Annotated in this window: 22 protein-coding genes and 1 pseudogene; 11 read left to right on the top strand and 12 right to left on the bottom strand. The window is 67.7% G+C overall.

The window, feature by feature from the left end:
• Nucleotides 1-31 precede the first annotated feature (31 nt).
• Both DAT37_RS21475 and DAT37_RS21480 read right to left on the bottom strand, forming a co-directional pair.
• Nucleotides 32-829 (bottom strand): SDR family NAD(P)-dependent oxidoreductase, encoded by a 798-nt coding sequence (locus tag DAT37_RS21475; RefSeq protein WP_109526627.1) that lies wholly within the window; start codon nucleotides 827-829, stop codon nucleotides 32-34.
• 74 nt (nucleotides 830-903) lie between these two features.
• Nucleotides 904-1,728, bottom strand: coding sequence for a mycofactocin-coupled SDR family oxidoreductase (locus tag DAT37_RS21480; RefSeq protein ID WP_109526628.1), 825 nt, complete (start codon nucleotides 1,726-1,728; stop codon nucleotides 904-906).
• 149 nt (nucleotides 1,729-1,877) lie between these two features.
• Between DAT37_RS21480 and DAT37_RS21485 the strand changes: the two genes are divergently transcribed.
• Nucleotides 1,878-3,332 carry an aldehyde dehydrogenase family protein gene (locus DAT37_RS21485; protein WP_109526629.1) on the top strand — a complete coding sequence of 485 codons (1,455 nt, stop codon included), beginning with the start codon at nucleotides 1,878-1,880 and terminating at the stop codon, nucleotides 3,330-3,332.
• 71 nt (nucleotides 3,333-3,403) lie between these two features.
• Here the strand turns inward: DAT37_RS21485 and DAT37_RS21490 are convergent, their stop codons facing one another.
• From DAT37_RS21490 to DAT37_RS21500, 3 genes are read right to left on the bottom strand one after another with little or no spacing between them, the layout of a single operon-like run.
• A complete protein-coding gene (locus DAT37_RS21490) occupies nucleotides 3,404-4,021 on the bottom strand; it encodes a TetR/AcrR family transcriptional regulator (protein ID WP_109526630.1) in 618 nt (205 codons plus the stop codon).
• A 52-nt stretch (nucleotides 4,022-4,073) separates the two neighbouring features.
• A complete protein-coding gene (locus tag DAT37_RS21495) occupies nucleotides 4,074-4,673 on the bottom strand; it encodes a TetR/AcrR family transcriptional regulator (protein ID WP_157978603.1) in 600 nt (199 codons plus the stop codon).
• Between the two features lie 49 nt (nucleotides 4,674-4,722).
• Nucleotides 4,723-5,706 (bottom strand): fumarylacetoacetate hydrolase family protein, encoded by a 984-nt coding sequence (locus tag DAT37_RS21500; protein WP_109526632.1) that lies wholly within the window; start codon nucleotides 5,704-5,706, stop codon nucleotides 4,723-4,725.
• A 129-nt stretch (nucleotides 5,707-5,835) separates the two neighbouring features.
• On the opposite strand from DAT37_RS21500, the gene DAT37_RS21505 reads away from it, so the two are divergent.
• The 8 genes from DAT37_RS21505 to DAT37_RS21540 all read left to right on the top strand — a co-directional run bounded on the left by DAT37_RS21505 (nucleotide 5,836) and on the right by DAT37_RS21540 (nucleotide 13,450).
• Nucleotides 5,836-6,891: an amidohydrolase family protein gene (locus DAT37_RS21505; protein WP_109526633.1), complete on the top strand. Its 1,056-nt coding sequence runs from the start codon at nucleotides 5,836-5,838 to the stop codon at nucleotides 6,889-6,891.
• 22 nt (nucleotides 6,892-6,913) lie between these two features.
• Entirely contained in the window at nucleotides 6,914-7,831 is a 918-nt protein-coding gene (locus DAT37_RS21510; RefSeq protein WP_109526634.1) for a VOC family protein, read from the top strand.
• A gap of 312 nt (nucleotides 7,832-8,143) precedes the next feature.
• Nucleotides 8,144-8,482 carry a hypothetical protein gene (locus DAT37_RS21515; RefSeq protein WP_109526635.1) on the top strand — a complete coding sequence of 113 codons (339 nt, stop codon included), beginning with the start codon at nucleotides 8,144-8,146 and terminating at the stop codon, nucleotides 8,480-8,482.
• Nucleotides 8,473-10,023: a class I adenylate-forming enzyme family protein gene (locus DAT37_RS21520; RefSeq protein ID WP_109526636.1), complete on the top strand. Its 1,551-nt coding sequence runs from the start codon at nucleotides 8,473-8,475 to the stop codon at nucleotides 10,021-10,023. The genes DAT37_RS21515 and DAT37_RS21520 overlap by 10 nt, the downstream gene beginning before the upstream one ends.
• A complete protein-coding gene (locus DAT37_RS21525) occupies nucleotides 10,020-10,220 on the top strand; it encodes a ferredoxin (protein ID WP_109526637.1) in 201 nt (66 codons plus the stop codon). Before DAT37_RS21520 ends, DAT37_RS21525 begins: the two co-directional genes overlap by 4 nt.
• Nucleotides 10,221-10,235: 15 nt before the next feature.
• The gene (locus DAT37_RS21530; RefSeq protein ID WP_109526638.1) at nucleotides 10,236-11,048 is read left to right on the top strand and encodes an SDR family NAD(P)-dependent oxidoreductase; all 813 of its coding nucleotides are present in this window, start codon (nucleotides 10,236-10,238) and stop codon (nucleotides 11,046-11,048) included.
• Entirely contained in the window at nucleotides 11,045-12,256 is a 1,212-nt protein-coding gene (locus DAT37_RS21535; protein WP_109526639.1) for a thiolase family protein, read from the top strand. Before DAT37_RS21530 ends, DAT37_RS21535 begins: the two co-directional genes overlap by 4 nt.
• Before the next feature lie 51 nt (nucleotides 12,257-12,307).
• Nucleotides 12,308-13,450 carry an acyl-CoA dehydrogenase family protein gene (locus DAT37_RS21540; RefSeq protein ID WP_109527312.1) on the top strand — a complete coding sequence of 381 codons (1,143 nt, stop codon included), beginning with the start codon at nucleotides 12,308-12,310 and terminating at the stop codon, nucleotides 13,448-13,450.
• Between the two features lie 76 nt (nucleotides 13,451-13,526).
• On the opposite strand, the gene DAT37_RS21545 is transcribed toward DAT37_RS21540, so the two are convergent.
• Genes DAT37_RS21545 through DAT37_RS21555 form a run of 3 tightly spaced genes read right to left on the bottom strand, consistent with a single transcriptional unit; the run spans nucleotide 13,527 to nucleotide 16,581 of the window.
• Nucleotides 13,527-14,492 (bottom strand): VOC family protein, encoded by a 966-nt coding sequence (locus tag DAT37_RS21545; RefSeq protein ID WP_109526640.1) that lies wholly within the window; start codon nucleotides 14,490-14,492, stop codon nucleotides 13,527-13,529.
• Nucleotides 14,489-15,337: a fumarylacetoacetate hydrolase family protein gene (locus DAT37_RS21550; protein WP_109526641.1), complete on the bottom strand. Its 849-nt coding sequence runs from the start codon at nucleotides 15,335-15,337 to the stop codon at nucleotides 14,489-14,491. The genes DAT37_RS21545 and DAT37_RS21550 overlap by 4 nt, the downstream gene beginning before the upstream one ends.
• Nucleotides 15,334-16,581 (bottom strand): NAD(P)/FAD-dependent oxidoreductase, encoded by a 1,248-nt coding sequence (locus DAT37_RS21555; protein ID WP_109526642.1) that lies wholly within the window; start codon nucleotides 16,579-16,581, stop codon nucleotides 15,334-15,336. The genes DAT37_RS21550 and DAT37_RS21555 overlap by 4 nt, the downstream gene beginning before the upstream one ends.
• Nucleotides 16,582-16,710: 129 nt before the next feature.
• Here DAT37_RS21555 and DAT37_RS21560 point away from each other — a divergent pair, with 129 nt between their 5' ends.
• Nucleotides 16,711-17,565 (top strand): 3-hydroxyacyl-CoA dehydrogenase family protein, encoded by an 855-nt coding sequence (locus DAT37_RS21560; RefSeq protein WP_109526643.1) that lies wholly within the window; start codon nucleotides 16,711-16,713, stop codon nucleotides 17,563-17,565.
• Between the two features lie 165 nt (nucleotides 17,566-17,730).
• Here the strand turns inward: DAT37_RS21560 and DAT37_RS46255 are convergent.
• A pseudogene (locus tag DAT37_RS46255) lies at nucleotides 17,731-18,054 on the bottom strand (Lrp/AsnC family transcriptional regulator); the annotation flags it as partial.
• Nucleotides 18,055-18,188: 134 nt separating this feature from the next.
• On the opposite strand from DAT37_RS46255, the gene DAT37_RS21570 reads away from it, so the two are divergent.
• The gene (locus DAT37_RS21570) at nucleotides 18,189-21,695 is read left to right on the top strand and encodes an indolepyruvate ferredoxin oxidoreductase family protein (RefSeq protein ID WP_109527313.1); all 3,507 of its coding nucleotides are present in this window, start codon (nucleotides 18,189-18,191) and stop codon (nucleotides 21,693-21,695) included.
• Nucleotides 21,696-21,774: 79 nt separating this feature from the next.
• Here the strand turns inward: DAT37_RS21570 and DAT37_RS21575 are convergent, their stop codons facing one another.
• The 3 genes from DAT37_RS21575 to DAT37_RS21585 are packed head-to-tail and all read right to left on the bottom strand — an operon-like array spanning nucleotide 21,775 to nucleotide 24,808.
• Entirely contained in the window at nucleotides 21,775-22,557 is a 783-nt protein-coding gene (locus DAT37_RS21575) for an enoyl-CoA hydratase/isomerase family protein (RefSeq protein ID WP_109526644.1), read from the bottom strand.
• A complete protein-coding gene (locus DAT37_RS21580) occupies nucleotides 22,554-23,663 on the bottom strand; it encodes an acyl-CoA dehydrogenase family protein (protein WP_109526645.1) in 1,110 nt (369 codons plus the stop codon). Before DAT37_RS21580 ends, DAT37_RS21575 begins: the two co-directional genes overlap by 4 nt.
• Nucleotides 23,660-24,808, bottom strand: a complete 1,149-nt coding sequence (locus tag DAT37_RS21585; RefSeq protein WP_408637432.1) for an acyl-CoA dehydrogenase family protein — start codon at nucleotides 24,806-24,808, stop codon at nucleotides 23,660-23,662. The genes DAT37_RS21580 and DAT37_RS21585 overlap by 4 nt, the downstream gene beginning before the upstream one ends.
• Nucleotides 24,809-24,811 lie beyond the last annotated feature (3 nt).

The raw sequence follows: 24,811 nt of genomic DNA on the forward strand, positions 1-24,811 counted from the left end.
GGATATGCATTGGCAGTTTCTTCGGTCGCGGTCAGGAAGCGAAGGCGGTGAGGTCGGGCGGTCGCGACTGGTAACCGGGCAGGTGCAGTCCACCGTCGACGTGGATGAGTTCGCCGGTGACGTAGCGCGACATCTCGGAGGCGAGGAACACCGCGACCGGTGCGATGTCGTGTTCCGGGTCGCCGTTGCGGCCCAGCGGCTTCAACGCCGCAGATCGTTCGGCGAAGCCGGGGATCTCTTCGACGTAATTCATGAACTGGCTGCCCATGCCGGCGGGTGCGATGGCGTTGACCCGGATGCCGAATCGGCCCCACTCGTGGGCGGCATTGCGGGTGAGTCCCATGATCGCGGACTTGGTCACCACGTAGTCCGCGTTGAGCCAGGCGCCTGTCTCGACGTCTATCGAGCTGAAGTTGATGATCGAGCCGCCGCCGCGTGCCCGCAGGTGCGGTCGGGCGGCGTGCATCGCCCACCACGCGGCCCACAGCCCCGCGTGCAGAGTGCCGTCGAGGATCTCGTCGGTCTTCTGCTCGAGTGGTAGCCGCGGTGAGAGGGTGATCGCGTTGTTCACCAGGATGTCGAGCCCGCCGAACGTTTTCACGGCGGCGTCGACGGCGGCCAGGACCTGATCCTTCTCCCGGACATCGGTAGCGACGATATGGACTCGGTCGTCTCCCTCGTAGTCGTGGCGCAGTGCTTCGCAGCGCGCGGCGTCGTACTCGGCGACGAGGACCCGCGCACCCTCCTGCGCGAATCGGGTCACCATGCCGCGGCCGAAGCCCGCGCCGCCCCCCGTGATCAGGGCGATCTTGTCCTCTAGCAGGGGCATAGCGAGTCCTTCCCGATGCGACGAGCGGCGCCCGGCCGGGGCTGTACGCCGCTGTTGGTGAGCATGATCGAACTCTATTTGGCGGTCAGGCCCGCGTCGATCTTGAGAACGCTGCCGGTGAAGTACTTGCCGGTCGTGTTGTCGGCGAGGAAGAGGACGGTCTCGCTGACGTCCTCGGCGGTGATCATCTGGACCGGCAGCAGGTTGCTCATATCGCCCAGCACCTCCGCGTTCTGGGCCATGAACGGGAATGCCTCGGGGTTCTCCGTCATCATCGGCGTGGCGACGCCGGTGGGTGCGATCGCGGTGACACGAATGTTGTAGCGGCCGAGGTAGTTCGCGTACATCTGGGCCAAGCCGATGACACCGAGTTTGGCGATGCCGTAGGCGTCGTCGCCGCCGTTGGCGGTGGTCTTGCCGAGCAGCGCCGCCGAGGAGCTGATCAGGATGAATGCGCCGCCCTGGCCACGTTCGACCATGTGCGGATAGGCGACCTGGATCGCGTTGCGAACGCCGCTGAGCATCACGCCGATGCCGACGTCCCAGGCCTCGACGTTGTCGCGCTCCTTGGTGTTGAACATCACGATGCCCGCGTTCGCGATCACCGTGTCGATGTGTCCGAACTCGGCGACACCGGCTTCGAAGGACTCTTTCATGCCGTCGAAGTCGCGGACGTCGCATTTGAAGGTGAGCATTCGTCGGCCGGTTTTCTCGACCAGTCGCTTGGTCTCGGCGAGGTCGCCTTCGGTGCCGAGGTTGTAGGGGACCACCTCGATGTTCTCGCAGATGTCGATGCCGACGATGTCGGCTCCTTCTTCTGCCAGCCGCACCGCGTGCGACCGGCCCTGGCCGCGCGCCGCGCCGGTGATGAATGCGACGCGCCCGTCCATTCTGCCCATGTGCCACCTTCTCTGCCTGTTCGTTGCCCGCTCCTGCGAGACAACGCGAATGTACAGAAGGTACGACTCTTGTGCAATTAGTCACATTAGATCTATTGTCGGAGCGTGGTGTGGCCACCGCAGTGGGACGCGGACGACGGAGGATGGATATGGAGCTCGACCAGCAGCGGATGCTCATCGACGGAGAACTCGTCGGGGCCACCGGCAGTCGCGAGTACGACAATGTCAACCCGGCGAACGAAGAGGTCATCGGAACGGCGCCGGATGCCACGACCGAGGACGTCGAACGTGCGCTGACGGCCGCGCGCCGAGCCTTCGACGAGGGCAGATGGGCCGAAGACGTCGATTTCCGACGTCATTGCCTCACCCAACTCCAGGCGGAGTTGCGGGCGAACATCGACATGATCCGCGCGGCGCACACGGCCGAGGTGGGCATGCCGGTCGGTCTCGCGCGGGCCATCGGCGTCGACGCACCCGTGGAGTGGCTGGGCTACTGGCCGGAGCTGATGGGCACCTATGGGTGGGAGACCGAGCGACCCGTCACCGAATTCATGGGGGTGAAATCGAAGCGCATCGTCCGCCGGGAGCCCGGCGGCGTCGTCGGTGCGATCACGCCGTGGAACTACCCGTTCCAACTGAATCTCGCGAAGCTGGGCGCGCCGCTCGCGGCGGGCTGCACCGTCGTACTCAAGGGGGCGCCGGACACCCCGTTCTCCGCCACGCTCCTGGCCGAGGCGGTGTCGCGCACCGATATCCCAGCCGGTGTCGTGAACATCGTGACGACCAAGGACAACGCGGTGGCCGAGCTCTTGACCACGCATCCTGCGGTCGACCACGTCACTTTCACCGGGTCGACCCAGATCGGCAAGCTGATCATGCGCAACGGCTCGGAGACGGTGAAGAAGGTGTCACTGGAGCTGGGGGGCAAGAGCGCCGCGATCATCCTCGACGATGCGGACCTGACCCAGATCCTCCCTTTGGCGGCCGGGATCGTGTGTCTGCACGCGGGCCAGGGCTGTGCGCTGATGACGCGTGTCCTGGTGCCGAAATCGCAGATGGGTTTCGCCACGGAGATCGTGAAGGCGGTTTACGGTCAGCTCCCCTACGGTGACCCGCAGGACCCCGTGAACATGATGGGGCCGCTCATCAACGCCAGGCAGCGTGACCGGGTGCTCGACTACATCGAGGCGGGCAAGCGGGAGGCCGACCTCATCGTGGGCGGCGGCCCCGCCGAGCAGTTCGACAAGGGCTTCTGGGTTCAGCCGACCGCGTTCGCCGATGTGTCGAACGACGCCAGGATCGCGCGGGAGGAGATCTTCGGTCCGGTCCTGTCCCTCATCGGATACGACGACGAGCAGGACGCGATCAGGATCGCGAACGATTCGCCCTACGGCCTGTCCGGTTCGGTCTTCAGCGCCGACATCGAGCGGGCCGCGCGGGTCGCCCGTCGGGTCCGGACCGGCACGATCGGTGTCAACGGTGGCGGGTTCACTGCCCCGGACACGCCGTACGGCGGGTACAAGCAGAGCGGGATCGGGCGCGAATACGGCGTCGAGGGACTCGAGGAGTTCCTCGAGATCAAGGCGATCGGTATCCCGTTGTGAGCTAACGACTTTCGACCCAGTCCATGGAGACCGGGCCCGAGCATCGGCTCGGGCCCGGTTTCGCGAGCTTTCTAGGTGGCGTTGGCCGTGCGGTCGAGGGGACGCCGACCGTCGTGCTCGACGCCCTTGTCGATGGCGAAGTCCCACAGCGCCGAGATCTTTCGCTCGAGCGCTGCGGAGTCGCCGGTCGGTATGAAGAACGACGACGTGACGATCCGGTACAGGAATTCGGCGAGGTCCCGCGCGGTCAGCAATCCCGCGCGCGCGGCGGGTAGGTCCGCCAAGGCGGGCTCGAGGTAGGGGACCAGAGACTCGATCACACCGGGCATCTGGTCGATCAGGAAGTCCAAGGACAGCTTCGGCTCGTACTTGAACATCGTCCGCATGTGCGGGAATGTGTTCGGGAAGTTCAGCATGGCGTGCAGGATGACGCGCACCCGATGTTCGGGCGCAGGCTCCTCGGCCACCGCTCGGTCGAAGGTCTCCTTCGACAGCGAGGAGATGCGCAGGTTGACCGCGGTGAGTACCTCGTCGCGACTGGCGAAGTAGCGATAGAGCGTGCCACGAGAGACGCCGGACTCGCGGCAGATGTCGGTCATCGACAGCCGGGAACTGCCGTGTCGCGCGAGTGCGCGCATGGCACCATCGAGGATGACATCGACGGTATCGCGCGCGGGTATTCCGCTCATGCCGTGGAGTCTACGGCCAGGGGCCGCATCGGATCGGAGCGGCGCACCCAGGTCAACCGACCAGTCGCCTGCCGGACTCGGTGGACACGGAGTCGATACCGAGCAGTCCCCCGAGGGTCGAGGTCAGCTCCTCGATGGACGTCGGAGCCGAGGCAGGCAATGTCGAGAACGCGATACCGCACAGTACGATGATCCGGGCGACCTGCTCCGTGGTCACCGCCCTCTGCTGGACCTGGGGGGACTGGGTCAACGCGGGATGCAGGCATTCCTGCAGCAGCGCGACGAGGGCGTCGAAACGCGTGGCGAAGCGGTCCAGGACCATGCCCGGCTCGGTTCTGGCCAGTAACTCCATCGCGGGGAACTCCGCGCGGTGCCGCACCAAGGCGTCGACGACGACCGCGAGGCGCTCCTCGGGCTGCGGGCGCTCGGCGATCGCGGTCGTGATGCGCTCCCGCAGGCGCGTCTCCAGACGCTCCTCGACGGCCGCGATCACGTCTTCTTTGCTCTCGAAGTAGCGGTACAGAGTCCCCCGGGAAACGCCCGACTCGGCGCACACATCTGTCATGGAGAACTTGTGCTGCCCTCGGCGGGCGAGCGCAACAAGGGCACCGTCGAGGATGCGTTCCCAGGTCTGCGTCGAGTTCTTACTCACGAAAGCTACATTAACAGTCATTCGTGTTCAATTTGTTCCTTCGTGCTGATCATGACGCACGCCACGTATTGATGAGTCGGCCGAGGCCCTCGATGTCCAGGGTGACCGTATCGCCTGGCGTGGGATAACGGCCGAGTTCCAAGCCGCATCCGCCGCCGACCGTGCCGGTGCCGACGACGTCGCCCACGCGCAGGGTCTCACCGCGACTGATGTGGCTCAGGATCTCGCCGACGGAGAAGTGGATCGTGGTGGTGACGCCTACGCTCCACTCCTTGCCGTTGACGAGTGCGCGCATCGTCTGCTCCTCGTGTGGATCCCACTCGTCCGGCGTCACGAGTGCGGGGCCGAGAGCGTTGGTGCCGTCGAGGTCCTTGGATTTCGCGGGGCCGAGGCCGACCGACATCTCCCGGAACTGGACGTCGCGGATCGAGACGTCGTTGAAGATCAGGTAGCCTGCGATGTGGTCGAGTGCCTCGTCGGGGTCGAGGTCGCGTCCGGTCTTGCCGATGACGGCGGCGTACTCGAGTTCGTAGTCGCAGGCGTTCGAGCCCGGCGGAACGAGAACGTCGGCGCCGTCGCCGATGACGGAGGCCGGGTTGCCCTTGTAGTAGGTCGGAGCTTCGTACCACCGCTTCGGAATCCTGCCCCGTGTCGAGTTGTGGATATGCTTCTCGTACGCCGAGCAGTCGCGAAGGCTGGTCGGCCGCGGCAGTGGGGACAGTAGGCGGACGGCGCTGCGGGCGTGCACGAGGGTCGCGCCGTTCGCGTCCCGGGTGCCGGGGGTTTCCGAGGGAAGCGACTCCAGCGCTGCGGCGACGGCGTCGCGGCCGAGACCGCTGTTGCCGAGCAGGCTGATCAGGTCGGTCGGGACGACCGCGTCGGCCACGGCGCGGGCTCGTTCGGGGGCCAGGGTGTCGGCGAGGGTGTGGCGGTAGGCCGAATTGAGGTCGACCACGTCGCCCGCGGCGGTGAGACTTCCGACCCGGGTGAGTGGTCCCATCGCGGTGTCGAGTGTGAATGTCACGTAGCGCATAGATTGTGCGTCCTTCCGAGCCGGTTCGGTGTGCCGTCAGTCACACTAACAAGCATGAGACATTATTGACAATAATTGTATCGTGTGCATAAATGTGCTGTATCGCCAGACCGCCAGGAGGACAGCCTCATGCTCATCGATCTGCATGCCCATCAGCTGCTCGAAGGACAGTTCAACCAGCACGAGAAGTGGGGGCCCTTCTGGGACGGCGGCCTGCGGATCGGCGACTGGAAGCTGGGCTCCAAACGCCAGGCTCCACAGCGTCTCGAAGAGATGCTGGAGCGGTGGCAACCCGAGCCGCGGCTCGCGGCGCTCGACGCCGCGGGCATCGACAAGATGATCTTCTCGATGCCGTTGCACATGGTCGGCTACCACTACGAGCGCGAGTTCGCGATCCGGTACGCCCAGACCACCAACGATTCGATGGCCGAATTCTGCACGCACGGCCCGGATCGGTTCTACTTCTGGGCCCACGCGCCGCTACAGGATCCGGTCGCCGCGGCCAGGGAGCTCGAGCGCGCCGTCACCGAACTCGGCGCACAGGGTCTGATGATGGGGGCTCGCAACTTCGGCGGACTGGAGGTCCACGATCCGGAGTTCCGTCCCCTGTGGGAGAAGGTCTCCGAACTCGACTGCATGGTGTTCGTGCACGGCTACAACCAATCGGTCACCTGGGGTGAGAAGGCGTGTGACGATCCGTTCGACACCACCTCGATCGTCGGTATGAACAGTGACGAGACGCTGTTCTACTGGTGGCTCACCAACGGTGGCGTCCTCGACGAGTTCCCGGATCTGAAGATCCTGATCACCCACGGCGGCGGGTTCGTGCCCTTCCAGCTCGAGCGCTTCAACGCGACCAACAAGACGATGGCTCCGGACTCGAGGAACAAGAAGGACCTCATCGAGTACAACCCGAACTTCTTCTACGACCTCGATATCGCCAGCCCGCACATGCGCAGGGCGCTGGTCGGTGAGGTGGGTGTCGAACAGGTCGTCTACGGCGACAACTTCTCCGGTGCGGACACCCACGAAGGTGACCTCACCAGCGGGATGGGCCTCGACGAGGCCGACCGCGACAAGATCCGCTTCGAGAACGCGCTGCCGCTGCTCAAGCTTCCGGAGTCGAAGCTGTCCTCCGAGGAGATCCGCGCACTGAAGAAGATCGCCTCGTCCGCGGCCAACTGAGTTCGAGCAGAAGGAGACTGCGATGGACATCGTTGGCCTCGGCTACATCGGCCTGACGAGTGCGCATGTCGCGGACTGGCGGAGTTACGCTCCCGACGTGCTGGGCATGCAGGTCCGCCCGAGCGAGGGGGAGACGCTCCTCCTTCGGATGGACGACCGACACCATCGGATCGCGTTGCACCCCGGTCAGCAGGAGCGGCTGGCCTACGTGGGGTGGGAACTGCTCGATCGGGTCGCATGGGACGAGTGCCTGCGGATCCTGGAAGTGGCGGGATATACCGCCGACGTCGCCGACCGGCAACTCTGCGACGAGCGGGCCGTGCACGCCATGGCCTGGATCATCGGTCCGGATCATGTCCGACACGAATTCTTCTACGGCGCGGCGTTCAACACCCACACCTTCCTGCCGGGGCGTCCGCACCACGGCTTCGTCACCGGCGACGGTGGCTTCGGCCATGTCGTCGTCACGGTCCCGGAGTGGACCGACGACCTCGACCGTTTCATCGAGAAGGTGCTGAGCTTCAAGTGGTTCGGCTCGGGCGCCGATGTCGGCAAGCGCCGATTCTACCGGCCCAAACGTAACCACCGCACCCATTCGATCGGCTACTCGATCGTCCCCGGCCTGCTGGGCCTCAACCACGTCGGCATCGAGGTCAACGACCTCGACGACGTGGGAATCGCCTATGACCGGGTGCTGGAGCGCGGCTATCCACTGATGGCGACGCTGGGCAGGCACACGCAGGACCCGGTGATCTCCTTCTACCACTTCTCCCCGTCGGGCTTCCCGATCGAGTACATCCACGGGGGAATCGAAGACAGTACGGCGCACCCTTTCGTGGAAGGCAAGTCGGAGAGCCTGTCGGTGTGGGGGCACAAATTCAACACCGATGCCCCCCGAACCGCCACGGTATACGCCGCCACGGAGTCCGTCGGTCGGTGACCGGTGACCTCCGCGGCGCTCGATACCCTCGTTCTCGTGGTCCGAGCAGATATTCCTCTGCTGATCTGGGAGAGTCCCGGGACAGGGAAGACCTGGCGTCGCCCTGGGCGCGGCGATGGCTTACCCGGTCGAAGTCGTCGTCGCGTCGATCCGCGAGCCGACGGATTTCGCAGGCCTGCCGGCGTGAGCGCCGACCGGGCGCGGCGTTCGCGGCGCTGAAGTGAGTCGTCCCACCCGATAATCTTGCACAGATGATACAATAGTTGTATCATCTGCTCAATAATTGTTTCGACGAGCAGAAACGGGTCCCTGATGGTGGGTCTAGTCGGCAAGCCAGGCGTCCGGCTGCGGCGCGCGTTGTCCCATGTCGAGATCGTCGTGGTGCGACCGACCGCCGTCGACGTGCCCCCGACCTCCGGTGCCGTCGCGATGATCGGCGCCGCCGACCCGGCCGCGCCGGCCCGCGCCGACGCGCCGGTCGAGTCCGAGCCGGTATTGCTCGGCAAGCGCTATTTCGATGAGCAGACCGGTCTCGAGGTGCTCTGCCGCCAAAGGCGGATCAGGACGACTCGCGATCGACGAGCGCACACGGCAGATGCGTGGGGCCCAAGCCCTGCCGTCCTCGGACTGAGGCGCAGCCTGTGGACCTGAATCTGTTGCTCGACATGGTGGCCGAAGGGATGCCCGACCGGGTCGTTCTGGGATCGGCCGAGACGGGAATGACGGCCGCGCAGTTGCGGCGGCGCGCGGAGAACGGGGCGGCCGTGCTCCGCGACACCGGCGCGGGCCACCTCGTCTACATCGGCATCAGCGACGAGATGTTCCCCGTGTCGCTCTTCGCGGCGAGCCGCGCGGGCGTGCCGTTCGTACCGCTCAACTACCGGCTCGCCACCGACCAGCTCGCGGCATTGGTGGCCGAGAACTCCGCAGCCTACGTCATCGCCGACCGCGAGATCCTCGACGGCATCGGCGCGGACCCCGCTCGTTCGGCGACCAGCGCGCAGTGGATGGCCCGTACCGGGCAGGATATCCCCGCCGCTGCCGTCCCCGTCGGCGATCCGGATTCGGTCGCGCTGCTGCTCTACACGAGCGGCACCACGGCGGCGCCGAAAGCGGCGGTACTGCGCCACCGCCACCTGACGGCCTACGTCTTCTCCACGGTCGAATTCGCCGGGGCGGCGCCCGAGGCCTGCACGCTGGTCGCGGTGCCGCCCTATCACATCGCCGGTGTCGCCAACACGATCACGAACCTGTACGCGGGCCGCCGCGTCGTCCACCTTCGGCAGTTCACCCCTGAGGGCTGGCTCGCCACCGTCGCTCGCGAAGGGGTCAGCCAGGTGATGGTGGTGCCCACGATGCTTTCCCGGGTCGTCGCGCATCTCGAGCAGACCGGTGAGCCGGTGCCGCGCAGCCTGCGGTCGATCGCCTACGGCGGCGCGCCGATGCCGACACGGGTGATCGAGCAGGCACTCGCCCTGTTCCCCGACGTCGACTTCGTCAATGCCTACGGCCTGACCGAGACGAGTTCCACCATCGCCGTGCTCGGGCCGGAGGACCACCGCAGCGCGGTGGCCGATGCCGACCCCGATATTCGCGCGCGCCTCGGCTCAGCAGGCCGACTGGTGCCCGATCTCGAGGCCGAGATCCGCGACCCCGAGGGGCGCACGCTGCCTGCCGGAGAAGTGGGACTGCTGTTCGTCCGAGGCGAGCAGGTCTCGGGCGAGTACCGGGGCGGGGCCGCAGTCGGGGCAGGCGACTGGTTCGCGACCCGCGACCTCGCCAGGATCGACGCCGAAGGCTATCTGTTCATCCACGGTCGTGCCGACGACACCATCATCCGCGGCGGCGAGAACATCGCCCCCGCGGAGATCGAGCATGTACTGGAACAGCATTCGACGGTGGCGGAGGCGGCGGTCGTCGGCGTGCCCGACGAGGAATGGGGTCAGCGGATCGCCGCGGCGGTCGTCGGCCGCCCCGGCCGGGTACCGGACCCCGCGGCGCTGCGGGAGTGGGTTCGGGCCGCGCTACGCGGCTCGAAGACACCGGATCTGGTTCATGTCCTCGACGAACTGCCGCGCACCGATACGGGAAAGATCCTGCGGCGCGCCCTCGTCCCGGTCCTCGCGTCACTACCCCCGTCCACCCCGCGGCCACCGGCTGTCGGTTCCTATTCGTTGGAGGCAACGTCATGACGATGAAGGTGTCGATCGCTTCCGAGAAATGTTGCGGATACGGCATCTGCGCGGAGATCTGCCCTTCGGTCTTCAAACTCGACGGCCAAGGCTTCGTGTATGTCGATGACGACGTGGTCGACGACGAGCACGTCGAAGCCGCCGTCGAGGCGGCCGACGCGTGCCCCGAAGTCGCCATCACCCTTGAATCTGCCTGAACAGGAGCACATCGGATGTCGAACGAGGTCGCGAAGACGATCGTCGTGATCGGGGCGGGCCCGGGTATCGGGCTGGCCGTCGGCCGACGGTGGGGCCGTGACGGATACCGCGTGGCGCTCGTCGCGCGCAATGCCGAACGTCTGGCCGGATTCGTCGAGCAACTCACCGCCGAGGGCATCACCGCTTCGGCGCACGCCACCGACATCACCGACCTCGTCGCGCTGCGGGCCACACTCACCGAGATCGAGCAGCGGCACGGAGCGATTCACACGCTCTACTACGGCCCGCCCGCGACCTCGGGCACGATGTGTGCCCCCCGCGACATCACGGTCGAGAAACTCGCGCCGATGATCGATCTCCTCAACGGCGCGGTCGCCGCGGTCGGGTACGTGCTGCCGGGCATGCTGGAGCGGCGCGACGGCGCCCTGCTGTTCTGCATGCCGATGTCCGCGATCGATCCGGTGCTCTTCAGCTCCAATTACGCGATGGCCTGCGCGGCGATCCGCAACTACGTCCAGAGCCTGTACGTCGACGTCGCTTCGCAGGGTGTCTACGTCGGTGCCGTGCCGATCGCCGGACTCATCATCGAGGGCGACTCCGAGCGCGCGAAGAGCCTCGATGTAACCGCGCGGCGCCCGGGCGACCGCGCCTGGGACGAATACCGCGTCTTCCACGAGGACCTGGCCGCGCACATCACCTCCGGGCAGGTCGCCGACACGTTCTGGGATCTGGCGACCGAACGTGACCGGTACGAGGAGATCCTCGGCAATCCCGCGATCTGCGAGCGGCTGCGCGAGCAGGCACTCATCGGGACCCCGGCATCGTGAGCGGTTCCCCGGTCGTCATCGTCGAGGCCGTTCGGTCCCCGCTCGGCCGCGGCAGGCAGGCCCGTGGGGGCAAGCCAGGCGGCGCGCTGTCCACACTGCATCCGGTCGACCTGCTCGCCCAGGTCCTGATGGGCCTGATCGGGCGCAGCGGAGTGGATCCGGCGCTGGTCGACGACGTCCTCATCGGCTGCGTCAGCCAGGCCTCCGAACAGGCGTTCACGCCTGGTCGACTCGCCTGGCTGGCGGCCGGAATGCCGGATCACGTGCCCGGGGTGACGATCGACCGCCGCTGCGGGTCGGGCCAGCAGGCCGTGGAATTCGCCGCTCACGGGATCATGGCGGGCGCCTATGACATCGCTGTCGCGGGCGGCGTGGAGTCGATGAGTCGTGTCCCGATGGGTTCGGCCCGTCTCGGCGCCGATGTGTTCGGCGCCGGAGTCGCGGCACGGTATGCGCCCGGGCTTGTCGGACAGGGAGTTTCGGCGGAGTTGGTGGCGGCCCGCTACGGCATCACTCGACGCGATATGGACGAGTATTCCGCGCGGTCTCATGCCCGCGCCGAAGCGGCACGTGATGTGATGGCACGGGAGATCGTGCCTGTCACCGTGCCCGGCGGTGACGGCTCACAGCGGCAGGTGATGGCGGACGAGACGGTCCGGGCAGAGACCACTGCTGACGCGCTCGCCGGCCTGAGACCTGTATTCGCCGATGACTCCGCCGCAGAGCGGTATCCCGATATCACCTGGTCGGTGACGGCGGGTAACTCCTCCCAGATCACCGACGGCGCGGCGGCTCTGCTGCTCATGAGCGAGGAGAAGGCCGCACAGCTCGGGCTGCGTCCGCGGGCTCGGATCCTGTCGACCGCAGTGGTCGGCTCCGATCCGGTGACGATGCTCACCGGTCCGATCCCCGCCACGGAGAGGGCCCTCGACCGGGCTGGGCTGAAGCTCGAGGAGATCGATCACATCGAGGTCAACGAGGCGTTCGCGAGCGTACCGCTCTCCTGGCAGCGGCATTTCGATGCCGACGGCGACCGGCTCAATCCGTCCGGCGGTGCCATTGCGCTCGGGCACCCGCTCGGCGCCTCGGGTGCGCGCCTGCTGACCACGATGCTCGGCGCGCTGGAGGCATCGGACGGACGCTACGGATTGCAGACGATGTGCGAGAACGGCGGCATGGCCAACGCGCTGGTCGTCGAACGGCTCTGACGGGCCGCGTGCACCGGCCCGGACCATCCAACACGCGGAGTCACCACCATGATGCGACGCACCCTGTTCGACGAGGATCACGAGGCATTCCGGGATACCGTGCGCCGATTCCTCCAGGCGCGGGCCGTGCCCCACTACGAGGAATGGGAAGCTATCGGGCACCCGGACCGGGAATTCTGGCGGGAGGCAGGCAAGATCGGCGCGCTCGGCACACAGATCCCGGAGGAATACGGCGGGGGCGGGCAGACATCGTTCCTCTACAACGTCGTCCTCACCGAGGAAGCGCAGCGTGCCGGACTGGCCCTCGGCGGCCTGCGCGTACACACCGACATCTGCATGCCGTATTTCCTCGAACTCGCCACCGCCGAGCAGCAGGCGCGCTGGCTTCCGCGTCTTGCCAGCGGTGAGGCGATCGCCGCGCTGGCGATGAGCGAGCCGGGCGCGGGCTCGGATATGAAGGCGATGGGGACGACCGCGGTGCGCGACGGCGACCACTACATCGTGAACGGGTCCAAGACCTTCATCACGAACGGCCGGACCGCGGATCTGCTCATCCTCGCGGTCAAGACCGACCCCGCCGCGGGCCGCGACGGGATCTCGCTGCTCGTGGTCGACGCCGAGACCGAGGGGTTCGTCCGCGGGCGCAAGCTCGAGAAACTCGGCCTGAAGTCGCAGGACCTCGCCGAGCTGAGTTTCACCGATATGCGTGTGCCCGTGGCGAATCGGCTCGGTGCGGAGGAGCAGGGGTTCGGCCATCTCACCCGCAACCTCGCCCAGGAACGACTCTCGATCGCGGTCAACAGTCAAGCTGCGGCGCTGCGCGCCGTCGAGACCACGGTCGAGTACGTATCGACGCGGCGGGCATTCGGCACCACGGTCGGCTCGTTCCAGAACACCAAGTTCGAGTTGGCCGCGTGCGCCGCGGAAGTCGAGGCCGGACAGTCGTTGCTCGACCGTGCATTACTCGCCCATGAGGCGGGTGAACTCGGCCCCGCCGACGCGGCGAAGGTCAAGTTGTTCTGTACCGAACTCCAGGGCCGGGTCGTCGACCGCTGTCTCCAGTTGTACGGCGGGTACGGCTACATCCTCGAATACCCCATCGCCAAGGCATACGCCGACGCCAGGGTCACCCGGATCTACGCCGGGTCCAGCGAGATCATGAAGACGATCATCGCCAAGGACCTCGGCCTGTAACGCCTCGGCCGGTGACACAGAGACAGGAAATGCCCTGCGGGGCCGGGAATCCCGGCCCCGCAGGGCATTTCGAGTTTCACCCCTGATGCGCGACGATCTCGATCAGCGCACCGTCCAACTCGTCCGGATCGATCCGGAGCAGTTCCCCGCCAGCCGACCCGAGAGTGATCCGACTGAACCGCGTGCCGCGCTCGGCCAGGTCCTTTTCCTTCGCGTCGAGGTCGATCGCCGAGAGCCGGATGTAGTAGGGACCCGGCCCCCAGTTGTAGAGGTACCGACCCTCGTCGGTGGCCCACTTCGTCGGCTCGATCAGGTCGAGTGTGCCGCTGTGGCCGAGGGCGAAGCCCATCCGCGCGCGGCGCAGCCCCTCGTCCGGGAATTCCTCGATCGTCACCGGTTCCCAGTCCAGGTTCGCGCGCAACCGCGAGAGCACATCGTGGAGGTCGCGCACGAGAAAGCCGCGGGCCACGACACGGACTAGATCGGTGGGGCGCGGGTGACGCGGCTCCGGTGGCGGGACGTCGTAGGCCGCGTCGGGCAGTTGAAGCGGGCCCGCTGCCATGATCTCTACGCACAATCCGCCGTCGATCTCGGGGCGGTAGCGCGGATCCTCGGGTCGGCAGCCGAGCCAGATCCGGTCGAACGGCATCTCCGGGGTGAGCCGGGCGACGCGGAAAGGCACTTTCCGCTCGTGCAGTCGCTGTACCATGCCTTCGAGGTCGTCGGTGATGAGCACGGTCGCGTGTGTCTTGATCGGACGCGTCGGACCCTGGAATTCCTCGAGGCTGTGCAGATAGATCGGGAACATCGGGTCGCCCTGGTTGGGTGCGTCGAGATGGCCCTGGGGCTCGATACGGGTCGGTGCGACCGCCAGCGACTTGTGGGTGCGCAGGAAATGGGCGACATAGGGGTGGCCGGGGAAGGCCTGGCGCCAGTTCGGGTGGCCGTACACGCCGACTTTGGCGGTCAACAGTTCTGCCATCCGGTCGGCGTCCTTCACCATCAGGTCGCCGCTCAGCAGCATCGTGAAAGGCGAGGTCATCGGGTCACCGCCGGTGGGCGCGCGCCGACTCGATTGCGCTGTGCCCCGAGGTGCTCGATGCTGATCTCGACAAGGTCGCCCGGTGCGAGGTAGCGTCCGTCCTCGTGACCGACGCCGTCGGGGGTGCCGGTGAAGACGACGTCCCCGGCTCGCAACGGTGTGCGCTCGTCGGCCCAGGTGACGAGGGTGTCGAGGGAGAACGACATATCCGACGTCCGCGCCGACTGACGCCTCTCGCCGTTGACGGTCAGCGTCAGGGAAAGGTCCGGCAGGCCGGGGCCGAACTCGTCGGCGGTCACGATCCACGGCCCGAGCGGGGTCGCGCGGACCTGGCTCTTCGCCGAGAACATGTCCATCCCGGTCACCGATCCGCCGAACTGGAGGTCGCGCAGCGAGGTGTCGTTGCCGACGGTGTAGCCGAGGACCGACCCCGCGGGTGCCGTGCGGTCCACCGGCCCGGCCATGACGAAGACGAACTCGACCTCGAAGTCGAGCGCCTCGCTGATCGCGGGGTACTCGATGTCGTCGTATGCGCCGATGAGCGCGTCGAACGGTTTCCAGAAGCCGGCCGGATGCGGGGTCGGCGTGATGCCGAGGCCGGCGACGTGGCGGGCATAGGTGGCGCCGAGGCAGACGACCTTCGAGGTCTCCTCTGCGGGTGCCAGGATCGTGAGGCTGTCGAGGGGGCGCGGGATTCCGAAGTCCAGGACGCCCGTGTCCCAGGTGGTGCTCAGTGGGCGGGCCCATTCGCCGATACCGCCGCGGATCGGGCGGACCCAAGTCTCGTCGTCGTCGACCAGAGCCCAGAACGTGGTAGGCCCGTCGGCCAGACGTCCCAGCTTCATACATACTCCTTCTGCGTCGCGGCGGCAGCCGACTCGGCCCGTTCGCCGAGATCGTGGCGGGAATCGGTGAGGTGTTCGAGGGAGACCGGCAGCCGTTCGGTCATGATGCGCCGAACCGACCGGACATCGTCTGTGCGATTGAATGCGACACAGCCGACGAGCCCGCCGTCGCGGGTGAGCACCGCCGAGAAGTTCCAGCCGTCGACATCTCCGCGCAGATGCACATCGTCGGTCGGCTGGGGCTTGCCTGCGATCTGGATGGTGACGTCGTACTGGTCGGACCAGACCCAGGGCACCTCTGCGAACTCCTCGCTGCCGCCCACCATATTCTTGGCCGCGATCTTGGCCTGGTGCTGGGCGTTCTGCCAGTGTTCGACGCGCATCCGTCGACCGAGGTAGGGCTGCGGGGCATTGGCGACGTCACCGACCGCGAAGACGTCGGGATCCGACGTCCGGCACTGCGCGTCGACGACGACCCCGTTCTCCACCCGCAGGCCCCCGCGCAGTGCGAGGTCGTCGCGCGGCACCATGCCGATTCCGACCACGATCAGGTCGGCCGGGTAGCTGGTGCCGTCCGCGGCGTGGGCCACCAATCCGCGCGGCCCTTCAGCTATGTCGGATACCGCGATGTCGGTATGGAACGTGACGCCGTGTTCGGTGTGCAGCCGCATGTAGAGCCCGGCCAGGGTCGGCGGCAGCAGTCGCTCGAGCGGGGCGCGCCTGCCCTCCAGGACAGTGACCTCGCAGCCGAGGGCGCTGGCACTCGCTGCCACCTCACCGCCGATGAAACCGCCGCCGATGACGACCAGCCTGGTGTCCGGTCCCAGCTGTCGCCCGATCGCGAGGGAGTCCTCGACGTTGCGCAGGGTGAAGACACCGGGCACGCCGTCGGAGCCCGGCAGGGTGCGTGGGCGGCCGCCGGTCGCGATGAGGACTTTGTCGTATGCCAGTTCTTCGCCGGTGGACAGCTGCACGACCTTCCGCACGACGTCCAGGTCGGTTGCGGCCACCGCCGTGCGGATCTCGATGTCCTTCTTCTCGTACCAGGCAGGCGGGCGCAGCGCGGTTCGTTCGGGGTCCTCCTCGCCGCGCAGGACCCCCTTGCTCAGTGGCGGCTTGGAATACGGCGCCCGCGGCTCCTCGCAGAGCACGACGATCCGGCCGGTGAAGCCTTCGGCCCGCAGGGCCAATGCGGCGGTCCCGCCGCCGACCCCACCTCCGATGACCACAAAGGTCTCGCTCACGTCCTGCCTCCCACTCGGTTCCGACGGCGGATGACCACCCGTCGTCTTGATACGACTTGATCAGATAGTGTCATATTTGTCTCTAGTTGTGAACGGCGAGAGAATGACGACCAGAGAAGGCGGAGTCGAATGCGGATCACGGTGATCGGTGCGGGAACGATGGGAAGCGGAATCGCTCAGCTGGTGGCGACGGCGGGCCACGACACGTCCCTGGTCGATGTGGGAGAGGAACAACTGCGCCGCGGTCGGGCCTCGATCGAGGAGAGCCTGCGTCGGTTCGTCGCGAAGGGCGCTGTGGCCGAGTCCGACGCCGAAGACATCCTCGAGCGCGTGCTCACCGGCACGTCGGTCGCCGCGTCGGTCGCCGATGCCGACATCGTCATCGAGTCGGTCATCGAGGTGCTCGAGGTGAAGCGGGCCGTCTTCGTCGAGGCGGCCCGGTACGCCCCGGCCGATGCCCTCCTCGCCACCAACACCAGCCAGCTCTCGATCACGGCCATCGGCGCGGCGATCCCGGTCGCCGCCTCGCGACTGGTCGGCCTCCATTTCTTCAATCCACCCGTTCTGATGCGCCTCATCGAGGTCGTGGCGGGATTGGAGTCGAGCGAGGAGGTAATCGAGCGGGCGCTGGAGTTCGGGGCGTCGCTCGGAAAGGAAACCGTCCTGTGTCGCAAGGACAGCCCGGGTTTCCTGACCTCCAGGATCTCGGCTCTGGTTCGGCTGGAATGCCTTCGGATGCTGGAGGAGGGTGTCGCGAGCGCGGAGGATATCGACAAGGCGCTGAAAGTCGGCTTCAACTGGCCCATGGGGCCACTGGAACTCGGCGACTTCAATGGGCTGGACACCTATCTGCATATCCTGGAGTCGCTGGAGCGGACTCTCGGGGATCGGTTCAAACCGACCGTGACCCTCCGCAATCTGGTGTCGGCGGGGCGGCTCGGGCGCAAGACCGGCCACGGCATCTACACCTACCCGGAGTCCTGAGCACCCCGGCCCCGGCCTGTGCCGGTGGTCATGCTCCGCAGCAGTGGGCCGACCCGATAGGGCACCGGTGTGGTGAGCGCGATCTCGGTATTCGTCCGCACCACCCCCCGGGATCGCGAGCAGGTCGTGCAGGAGTTCCTGGAGTTCCGGATTGCCGGGTGTGGCGACTCGAACGAGCAGGTCGCTGCGGCCGGTCGTCGCGTGGACCTCCAGCGCCGAAGGCGGGGCGCGCAACTGCTCGACGACCGAGGCCAGCGCGCCCTGTGCGAGTTCCATCCGCACGAAGGCGTGCACGGGCAGCCCCACTTCGCGCAGGTTGATCCGAGTCGTGAACGCGTCGAGGACGCCCGTGTCGGTCAACCGGCGCAGTCGGGCCTGCACGGTGTTGCGGGCGACGCCGAGTCGCCCGGCGAGTTCGCGGATCCCGACGCGGGGATCGGTGTCCAGCGCGGTCAGCAGTGCGACGTCGAGCTTGTCGATGCTGCTCATTCGGATCACCTCGTGCGCGTCCGGAACGGTCTCGCTGAGCACAGTGCCCAACCTTGATGGAACATATTGACAATTATCTGTCTCATTCGTCAATCTGATGTTCCAGGTCGACCAGGAAGGGACTCGTGACGGAGATCGCAGGATGTAGCACGCCGACAGCCACCGGCGCCTCGGCAGCACCGCTGGACTACCACCTCGAAGACCGCTACCGCCTCGGAGCAGGACCGGTGCTGTTGAGCGGAGCCCAGGCCGTGGCCCGGCTGCTGGTCGAGCAACAGGCGCGAGACGAACGCGCGGGTCTGTCCACCGCCAGTCTGGTGTCGGGATATCCGGGCAGTCCGCTTGCAGGTCTGGACAAGATCTTGGCGGGCGTTCCCGAGCTTCGGACCCAGCACGGAATGCGGCTCGTTCCCGGGCTCAACGAGGAACTCGCGGCGACCTCGGTCTGGGGTAGTCAGACTGAGTTGCCGACCGGCGTACGGACCGTGGACGGGGTCGTCGGAATCTGGTACGGCAAGGGCCCCGGCGTGGACCGGGCAGGCGATGCGCTGCGCCACGGGTCGCTCTACGGCGCGCACCCGTCGGGCGGCGTGGTCGTGCTCGCCGCCGACGACCCCGGCTCGAAGTCGTCGTCGGTGCCGTGCGTCAGCGAGCGCTCACTGGCCGCGATGAACATCCCGGTGCTCTACCCACGCAACGCCACTGAAGTCGTCACCATGGGCATGCACGCGGTGACCATGTCCCGCGCCGCCGGAGTATGGGTGGCGCTCAAGATCGTCGCCGACGTCGCCGACGGTGTATTCACCGTGGACGCGGATTTCGCGGCGCTGCGCTCGCGGGTCCCGCAGATCATGTGGGACGGCGCCGCCTGGACCTACCGTCAGCGCATCGCCGCCGACCCCACCGACAGTCTGCTCGCCGAAGCCGATCTTCTCGGGCCGCGCTGGGCGATGGTGGAGGCGTACGGGGCGGTGAACCACCTCGATGTGGTCGAGATCGACACGGCCGACGCTTGGCTCGGCATTGTCGCTGCAGGCTTGCAGTACGACGCCGTGCGGCAGGCGCTGCGCAATCTGGGCCTCGGCGACGACGATTCGCTGCGACGGGCCGGGATCCGGCTGCTGCGGATCGGCATGCCGTACCCGCTGGGCGGCACGATCCTCGGCCGATTCGCCGAAGGGCTAGAGGAACTGCTCGTCATCGAGGAGAAGACGCCCTTCATCGAGGCGCAAGTCCGCGACATCCTCTACGGCCGCCCCGGCGCGCCGCTCGTGACCGGAGCCAGGGACCGGGACCGGAAATCGCTGGTACCGGTCACGGGCACCGTCACCGCCGAGACCCTGCTGGCCCCGCTGCGGCGGGTGCTCCGAGGCCGGGTAGAACTCTCCGTCCCGCCGACGCCGTCGCGCGCGCTGCTTCCGCTCGCGGCCGTCAGGCGCACGCCCTACTTCTGCAGCGGCTGCCCGCACAACCGCTCGACCGTCCTTCCCGACGGCTCGATCGGCGCGGGTGGCATCGGCTGCCACACGATGGTGACGATCGCGAGCCGGGAAACCGCGCAGGTCACCGGTATCACCCAGATGGGCGGCGAGGGCGCGCAGTGGATCGGTCAAGCGCCGTTCACCGATGTGCCGCACATCTTCCAGAACGTCGGCGACGGCACCTTCTTCCACTCCGGGCAACTCGCGGTGCAAGCCTGTGTCGCCGCCGGGGTCAACATCACCTACAAGGTCCTCTACAACCAGGTCGTCGCCATGACCGGCGCCCAGGACGCGCAGGGGGCACTCGGGGTGGCCGCACTCACCCGGAAGTTGCACGCGGAGGGGGTCCGCCGGATCATCGTGTGCGCCGACGAGCCGGGAAAATACGGCCGACGCGCGGGTTTCGCACCGATTGTCGACGTGTGGCATCGCGACCGTCTCGACGAGGCTCAACGCATCCTGCGCGATGTCGACGGCGTCACCGTGCTGATCTACGACCAGCAGTGCGCGGCCGAGGCACGCAGACTCCGCAAGCGCGGCAAAGTCGCCGCGCAGCCGCTCAAAGTGGTCATCAACGAGGCGGTCTGCGAGGGCTGCGGCGACTGCGGGGTGAAGAGCAACTGTCTGTCGGTGCAGCCGGTGGACACCGAACTCGGACGCAAGACAAGGATCGATCAGACCTCGTGCAACACCGACTACAGCTGCCTGGCGGGCGACTGCCCATCCTTCGTGACGATTCTGACCGACCCCGGGGCGACGGCGCCGACGATCGAACGCAGGGCCGCCCCCGCGGTCCCCGATCCGGTGCTGCCGCGGATCGCCGATACCTGGGACGTCTTCCTGGCAGGCATCGGCGGCACCGGAGTGGTCACGGTGAACGCCGTTCTCGCGGCCGCCGCGCTGTTCGAAGGTCTGCGCAGCGCCGGACTCGACCAGACCGGACTGTCTCAGAAGGCAGGTCCGGTGACCTCTCACCTGCGGCTCAGCTCCGGCGAGGCTGGTGCCAACCGGCTGCTCGACGGGTCCGCCGATGTGATTCTCGCGTTCGACCTGATGGTCGCGACCGACCCGCGCAATCTGGCCGTGGCAGGTTCGGGCACCACCGCTGTGGCCTCGACGAGCCGCACCGCCACGGGTGAGATGGTCTACGACGCCTCGGTCCGATACCCCGAAGAGGGGGAGATGCTGGAGCGTCTGTCCGGTGCGTCACGGCAGCTGATCTCGTTCGACATGCTCGGTGCGGCCGAGCGGCTCCTGGGCTCCGCCGAGGCGGCGAACCTGATGCTCGTCGGCGCCGCGGTTCAGGCGGAGGCACTGCCGATCTCGCCCGCGTCGGTCCGTCGGGCCGTCGAACTCAACGGAGTCGCGGTCGAGGCCAATCTGGCCGCCTTCGATTGGGGGCGCTTCGCTGTGGCCGAGCCGGCGGCCTTCGCTGAGCTGGCCTCACCCGTACCCGCTGGGGCCGCCATCGATGACGGAGCCCGCTACCTGCGTGATTCCGTCTTGGAGGGAGAGACCCGACGTCTCGCCGGGATCAGGGCCGCGGGCCTGGAGGCACATTCGGGTCCGGCGGCGGCGCGCGGCTACGTGGGCCTGGTGGAGTCGGCGTGGACGGCCGAGTGTGCGCTCGGCGCCACAGACGAATTCAGCCAGGCAGTCGCTCGCGGCGCCTACCACCTCATGGCCTACAAGGACGAGTACGAGGTCGCTCGACTGCTGACCGATCCGCGACTGGAAGCCGAGGTCGCGGACCAGGTCCCGGCCGGTGGACGAGTTGCCTACAACCTGCACCCTCCGATGCTGCGAGCTGTCGGCTACGACAAGAAGATCCGACTGCCCGCGCGGACCGCGCGGCCGGTGTTGCGCACGCTCGCGCGGATGAAGCGTTTGCGTGGCACCGCAGCCGATCCCTTCGGCTACGCCTACCTGCGTCGGGTGGAGCGCGCCCTCGTCGATGACTACGTTGCCCTGGTGCGGCTCCTGGCCGACTCCCTGACCCCGGAGTCGTACGATACCGCGGCGGCTGCCGCGGGCGCCGCGGAACTGGTACGGGGCTACGAGGACGTCAAACTGCGAAACGTCGCGCGCTATCGTGCCGAGCGCGAGCGGCTCGACCTGCCGCTGAGCGGGGAGCTGATCGCACTGGTCGACCGTCGATGAGATGTGAACGCGCCCTGCGACATCCGTGATCCGCTCGGGTGGGACAGCTACTGTCCCACCCGAGTCCGCGCCGGGCACGTTACCGATCGCGGTAGTCGCCGGACCGTTTCTCGCGGAAGGCAGCCTTGGCCTCGGTGTAGTCCTCTAGCGCGGACACGACGCCGAAATGCGATGACACCATGTCGAAGTGTGTGCGCAGATCGACCGACTCGGCCGAACGCACCAGCCGCTTGATCATGGCTACCTGGACCGGAGGCCTCGCGGCGAACCGAGCGGCCAGCGCCAGTGCTTCGTCGAGCACCGACTCGTCGTCGTGGACGTAGCTGACCAAGCCGAGTCGCAGCGCCTCGTCGGACCCGACGACGTCGCCGGTCAGCAGCAGTTCCATGGCCTTGGCCGAACCGACCAGGCGCGGGAGCAGCCAGGCGCCACCGTCGCCCGGCACCAGACCCACTGTGATGTAACCCTCGCTCAGCCGGATCGACCGTCCCGCGACGCGGAGGTCGCACAGCAGGGCCATGTCTAGTCCCGCGCCGACGGCTGCCCCGCGCATCGCCGCGATGACCGGCTTGTCCAGGTCGGCGAGGGCGATCGCGACCTGGTGAACCCGGTCCATCAGCATCCGCTTGCGGCCGATCGGGGTGTCCTCGACCTCGGCCAGCGCGGACAGGTCGACGCCGGAGCAGAAGGCATCGCCTGCCCCGGTCACCACGACGGCGCGGACCTCCGGATCGCGTGCGGCAGAACGCAACCCGTCGGCCCACGCGTCGACCATCTCGAGGGTGAAGGCGTTCTTTCGCGCGGGCCGGTTCAGGGTGATCGTGGCGATCCGGTCGGCCACGGCGTAGAGAAGGTCCTTCATCGGAGTCCTGGGATTCCTGTCAGGAAAGGCCACAATCCGGTCGATCCGGCGGCAATGGCGCGGTCGGCGATCGTCTCGGACCAGGAGGCCTCGTTGCCCCATTCCGATCGCCAGGACCAGAGCCGGGTGGTGCTGTGGTGCAGCGGGTGCTCCTCGGTCATGCCGAGTGCGGCGTGTATCTGGTGGGCGACCGCAGGGCCGAGGGTCGCGGCCTGCGCGGTCCTGACCTTCGCTGCGGCGACAACCAATTCGGTGTGTGGGTCGGCGAATCCGCAGCGCAGCGCCGCGCGGACGGCCTGGTCGACGGCGGCGTTCGCCGCCGCGGTCTCCGCGACCAATCGAGCGAGTTGGTGCTGAACGGCTTGGAACGCCGAGAGCGGGTGTCCGAATTGGACGCGTTCGCCCGCGTAGGCCAGCGTGCGGTCACGTACTCGGATCAGAGCGCCCGCCGACAGCGCGGCCCGGCTGAGGCCGCCGCGCAGCCGGAGTTCGCGCGCGGTGCCGACCGGAAGCGGATGGGCGGTGTCGAGGGCAATGTCGATCGTGATGGTGTCGCGGGGCTCGCGCGCCAGATTGTGGCCGTGGGAGATTTCGAGGCCGGTGTCGGGCAACAGGACGAGCAGTTCTTCGCCGTCGTCACCGACGGCGATCGCGACCGTCGTCGCGCCCGGTGCGGCCGGAACGCGGCGTACGGTGCCGCGGACCCGTCGGCCGGTGCCCTCGCGCGTGGTCACCAGCGTCGCGGGGCCGGTGGTGACCGGTCCGGACGGTTGCGCCAGCCCGGCGGCCTCGAGCAGCCGGCCGCCGAGCAACGAGGTCTCGGCGAGGGGCCCCGGGGCGGCGTGTTCCCCGACGACGCGGAGTACCGCGGTGGCGGCCGACAGGTCAGCGCCGTGCCCTCCACCGGTCTCGCACAGCCCGAGCCTGGTCACCCCGACCTCGTCGAGGGCGCGCCAGGCAGTCTCCGCCGCGCCCGCCGGGTCGGCGAGCCGGTCGGGTGTGCAGACCTCGGCGAGAACGTCGCCGACCAGGGTGGTCAGCGCGTCGAGGTCATCGAGGGTCAGCTCGTCGGTGTCCGTCTCGGCCGGTCTGTTGTCGACGGTCATCGGACTCCCATTCCTCGCGCGATGACGCCGCGCAGGATCTCGTTGGTGCCGCCGCGGATGGTGAAGCCCGGCGTGTGCAGGATGGCCTGAGCCAGGATTCGGGTCAGCTCGTCGGCTGCCCCGGGATCCGGTTCCTCCTCGAGCAGCGTGCGGGCGACGTCGACGACATCCCCTTCGAACGTCGTTCCGAGGTCCTTCACGAGCGCCGCGGGGACATCCATCGACCGTCCGGTGGCCAGGGCGGTGGCGACATCGAGCGACATCTCGCGCAGCGTGGTCAGACGGGCGAGCAACGAGCCCAGTTCACGGCGGCCGCGGCCGTCCGCACTCCGTGCGACCGAATCGGTGAGCAGGGCGAGTAGGGGGTAGGTCGACAGGAATCGCTCCGGACCGCTTCGCTCGAAGGCCAGTTCCGAGGTCACCTGACGCCATCCGTCGCCGATTTCGCCGAGCACCCGTCCGTCCGGCACGAACACCTCGTCGAGGATCACCTGGTTGAAGTGGTGCTCACCGCTGATCAGCCGGATCGGGCCGATCGTGACGCCAGGGGCGGTGAGGTCGACGATGAACTGAGAGAGGCCGTCGTGCCTGTGCTGCAGGTCCAGTGGAGCGGTGCGGGCGAGCACGACGAAGGCATGGGCGTGGTGGGCGCCGCTGGTCCACACCTTGGTGCCGCTCAGTCGCCAGCCGCCGTCGACCCGGCTCCCCCTGGTGCGGACCGAGGCCAGGTCCGATCCGGAGTCGGGTTCGCTCATGCCGATGCCGAAGTAGATCTCGCCGCGAGCGATTCCGGGCAGGTACGTCCGTCGCTGCTCCTCGGTGCCGAAGCGCAGGATCGATGGCGCCGATTGCCGGTCGGCGATCCAGTGCGCCGCTACGGGCGCGCTCGCCGCCAGCAACTCCTCGGTCACCGCGAACCGCTCGATCGGGCTGTGTCCGCCTCCGCCGTACTCCGTCGGGAGCGTCATGCCGAGCCAGCCCCGCTCGCCCAGGCGTCTGCTGAAGGACTCGTCCCAGCCCGTCAGCCATGCGTCCGCGCGCGGGGTGAACCGACCGGCCGCCAGCTCCTCGGCGAGGAACGCGCGGACCTCCGAGCGGAGCTCCTGCGAGCGCTCGATGACCGACTCGACGTCGGCCGGTCGCAGGAC

The sequence above is a fragment of the Nocardia aurea genome, from assembly GCF_003123685.1.
GTDB lineage: Bacteria > Actinomycetota > Actinomycetes > Mycobacteriales > Mycobacteriaceae > Nocardia > Nocardia aurea.

What these genes read in the sequence shown, in the direction of transcription:
- DAT37_RS21580 (WP_109526645.1), bottom strand. Translation starts at nt 23,663, where the DNA reads ATGACCGTCGACAACAGACCGGCCGAGACGGACACCGACGAGCTGACC.
- DAT37_RS21505 (WP_109526633.1), top strand. Translation starts at nt 5,836, where the DNA reads ATGCTCATCGATCTGCATGCCCATCAGCTGCTCGAAGGACAGTTCAAC.
- DAT37_RS21490 (WP_109526630.1), bottom strand. Translation starts at nt 4,021, where the DNA reads ATGAGCGGAATACCCGCGCGCGATACCGTCGATGTCATCCTCGATGGT.
- DAT37_RS21515 (WP_109526635.1), top strand. Translation starts at nt 8,144, where the DNA reads ATGGTGGGTCTAGTCGGCAAGCCAGGCGTCCGGCTGCGGCGCGCGTTG.
- DAT37_RS21500 (WP_109526632.1), bottom strand. Translation starts at nt 5,706, where the DNA reads ATGCGCTACGTGACATTCACACTCGACACCGCGATGGGACCACTCACC.
- DAT37_RS21485 (WP_109526629.1), top strand. Translation starts at nt 1,878, where the DNA reads ATGGAGCTCGACCAGCAGCGGATGCTCATCGACGGAGAACTCGTCGGG.
- DAT37_RS21545 (WP_109526640.1), bottom strand. Translation starts at nt 14,492, where the DNA reads ATGACCTCGCCTTTCACGATGCTGCTGAGCGGCGACCTGATGGTGAAG.
- DAT37_RS21510 (WP_109526634.1), top strand. Translation starts at nt 6,914, where the DNA reads ATGGACATCGTTGGCCTCGGCTACATCGGCCTGACGAGTGCGCATGTC.
- DAT37_RS21530 (WP_109526638.1), top strand. Translation starts at nt 10,236, where the DNA reads ATGTCGAACGAGGTCGCGAAGACGATCGTCGTGATCGGGGCGGGCCCG.
- DAT37_RS21560 (WP_109526643.1), top strand. Translation starts at nt 16,711, where the DNA reads ATGCGGATCACGGTGATCGGTGCGGGAACGATGGGAAGCGGAATCGCT.
- DAT37_RS21475 (WP_109526627.1), bottom strand. Translation starts at nt 829, where the DNA reads ATGCCCCTGCTAGAGGACAAGATCGCCCTGATCACGGGGGGCGGCGCG.
- DAT37_RS21575 (WP_109526644.1), bottom strand. Translation starts at nt 22,557, where the DNA reads ATGAAGGACCTTCTCTACGCCGTGGCCGACCGGATCGCCACGATCACC.
- DAT37_RS21480 (WP_109526628.1), bottom strand. Translation starts at nt 1,728, where the DNA reads ATGGGCAGAATGGACGGGCGCGTCGCATTCATCACCGGCGCGGCGCGC.
- DAT37_RS21525 (WP_109526637.1), top strand. Translation starts at nt 10,020, where the DNA reads ATGACGATGAAGGTGTCGATCGCTTCCGAGAAATGTTGCGGATACGGC.
- DAT37_RS21550 (WP_109526641.1), bottom strand. Translation starts at nt 15,337, where the DNA reads ATGAAGCTGGGACGTCTGGCCGACGGGCCTACCACGTTCTGGGCTCTG.
- DAT37_RS21540 (WP_109527312.1), top strand. Translation starts at nt 12,308, where the DNA reads ATGCGACGCACCCTGTTCGACGAGGATCACGAGGCATTCCGGGATACC.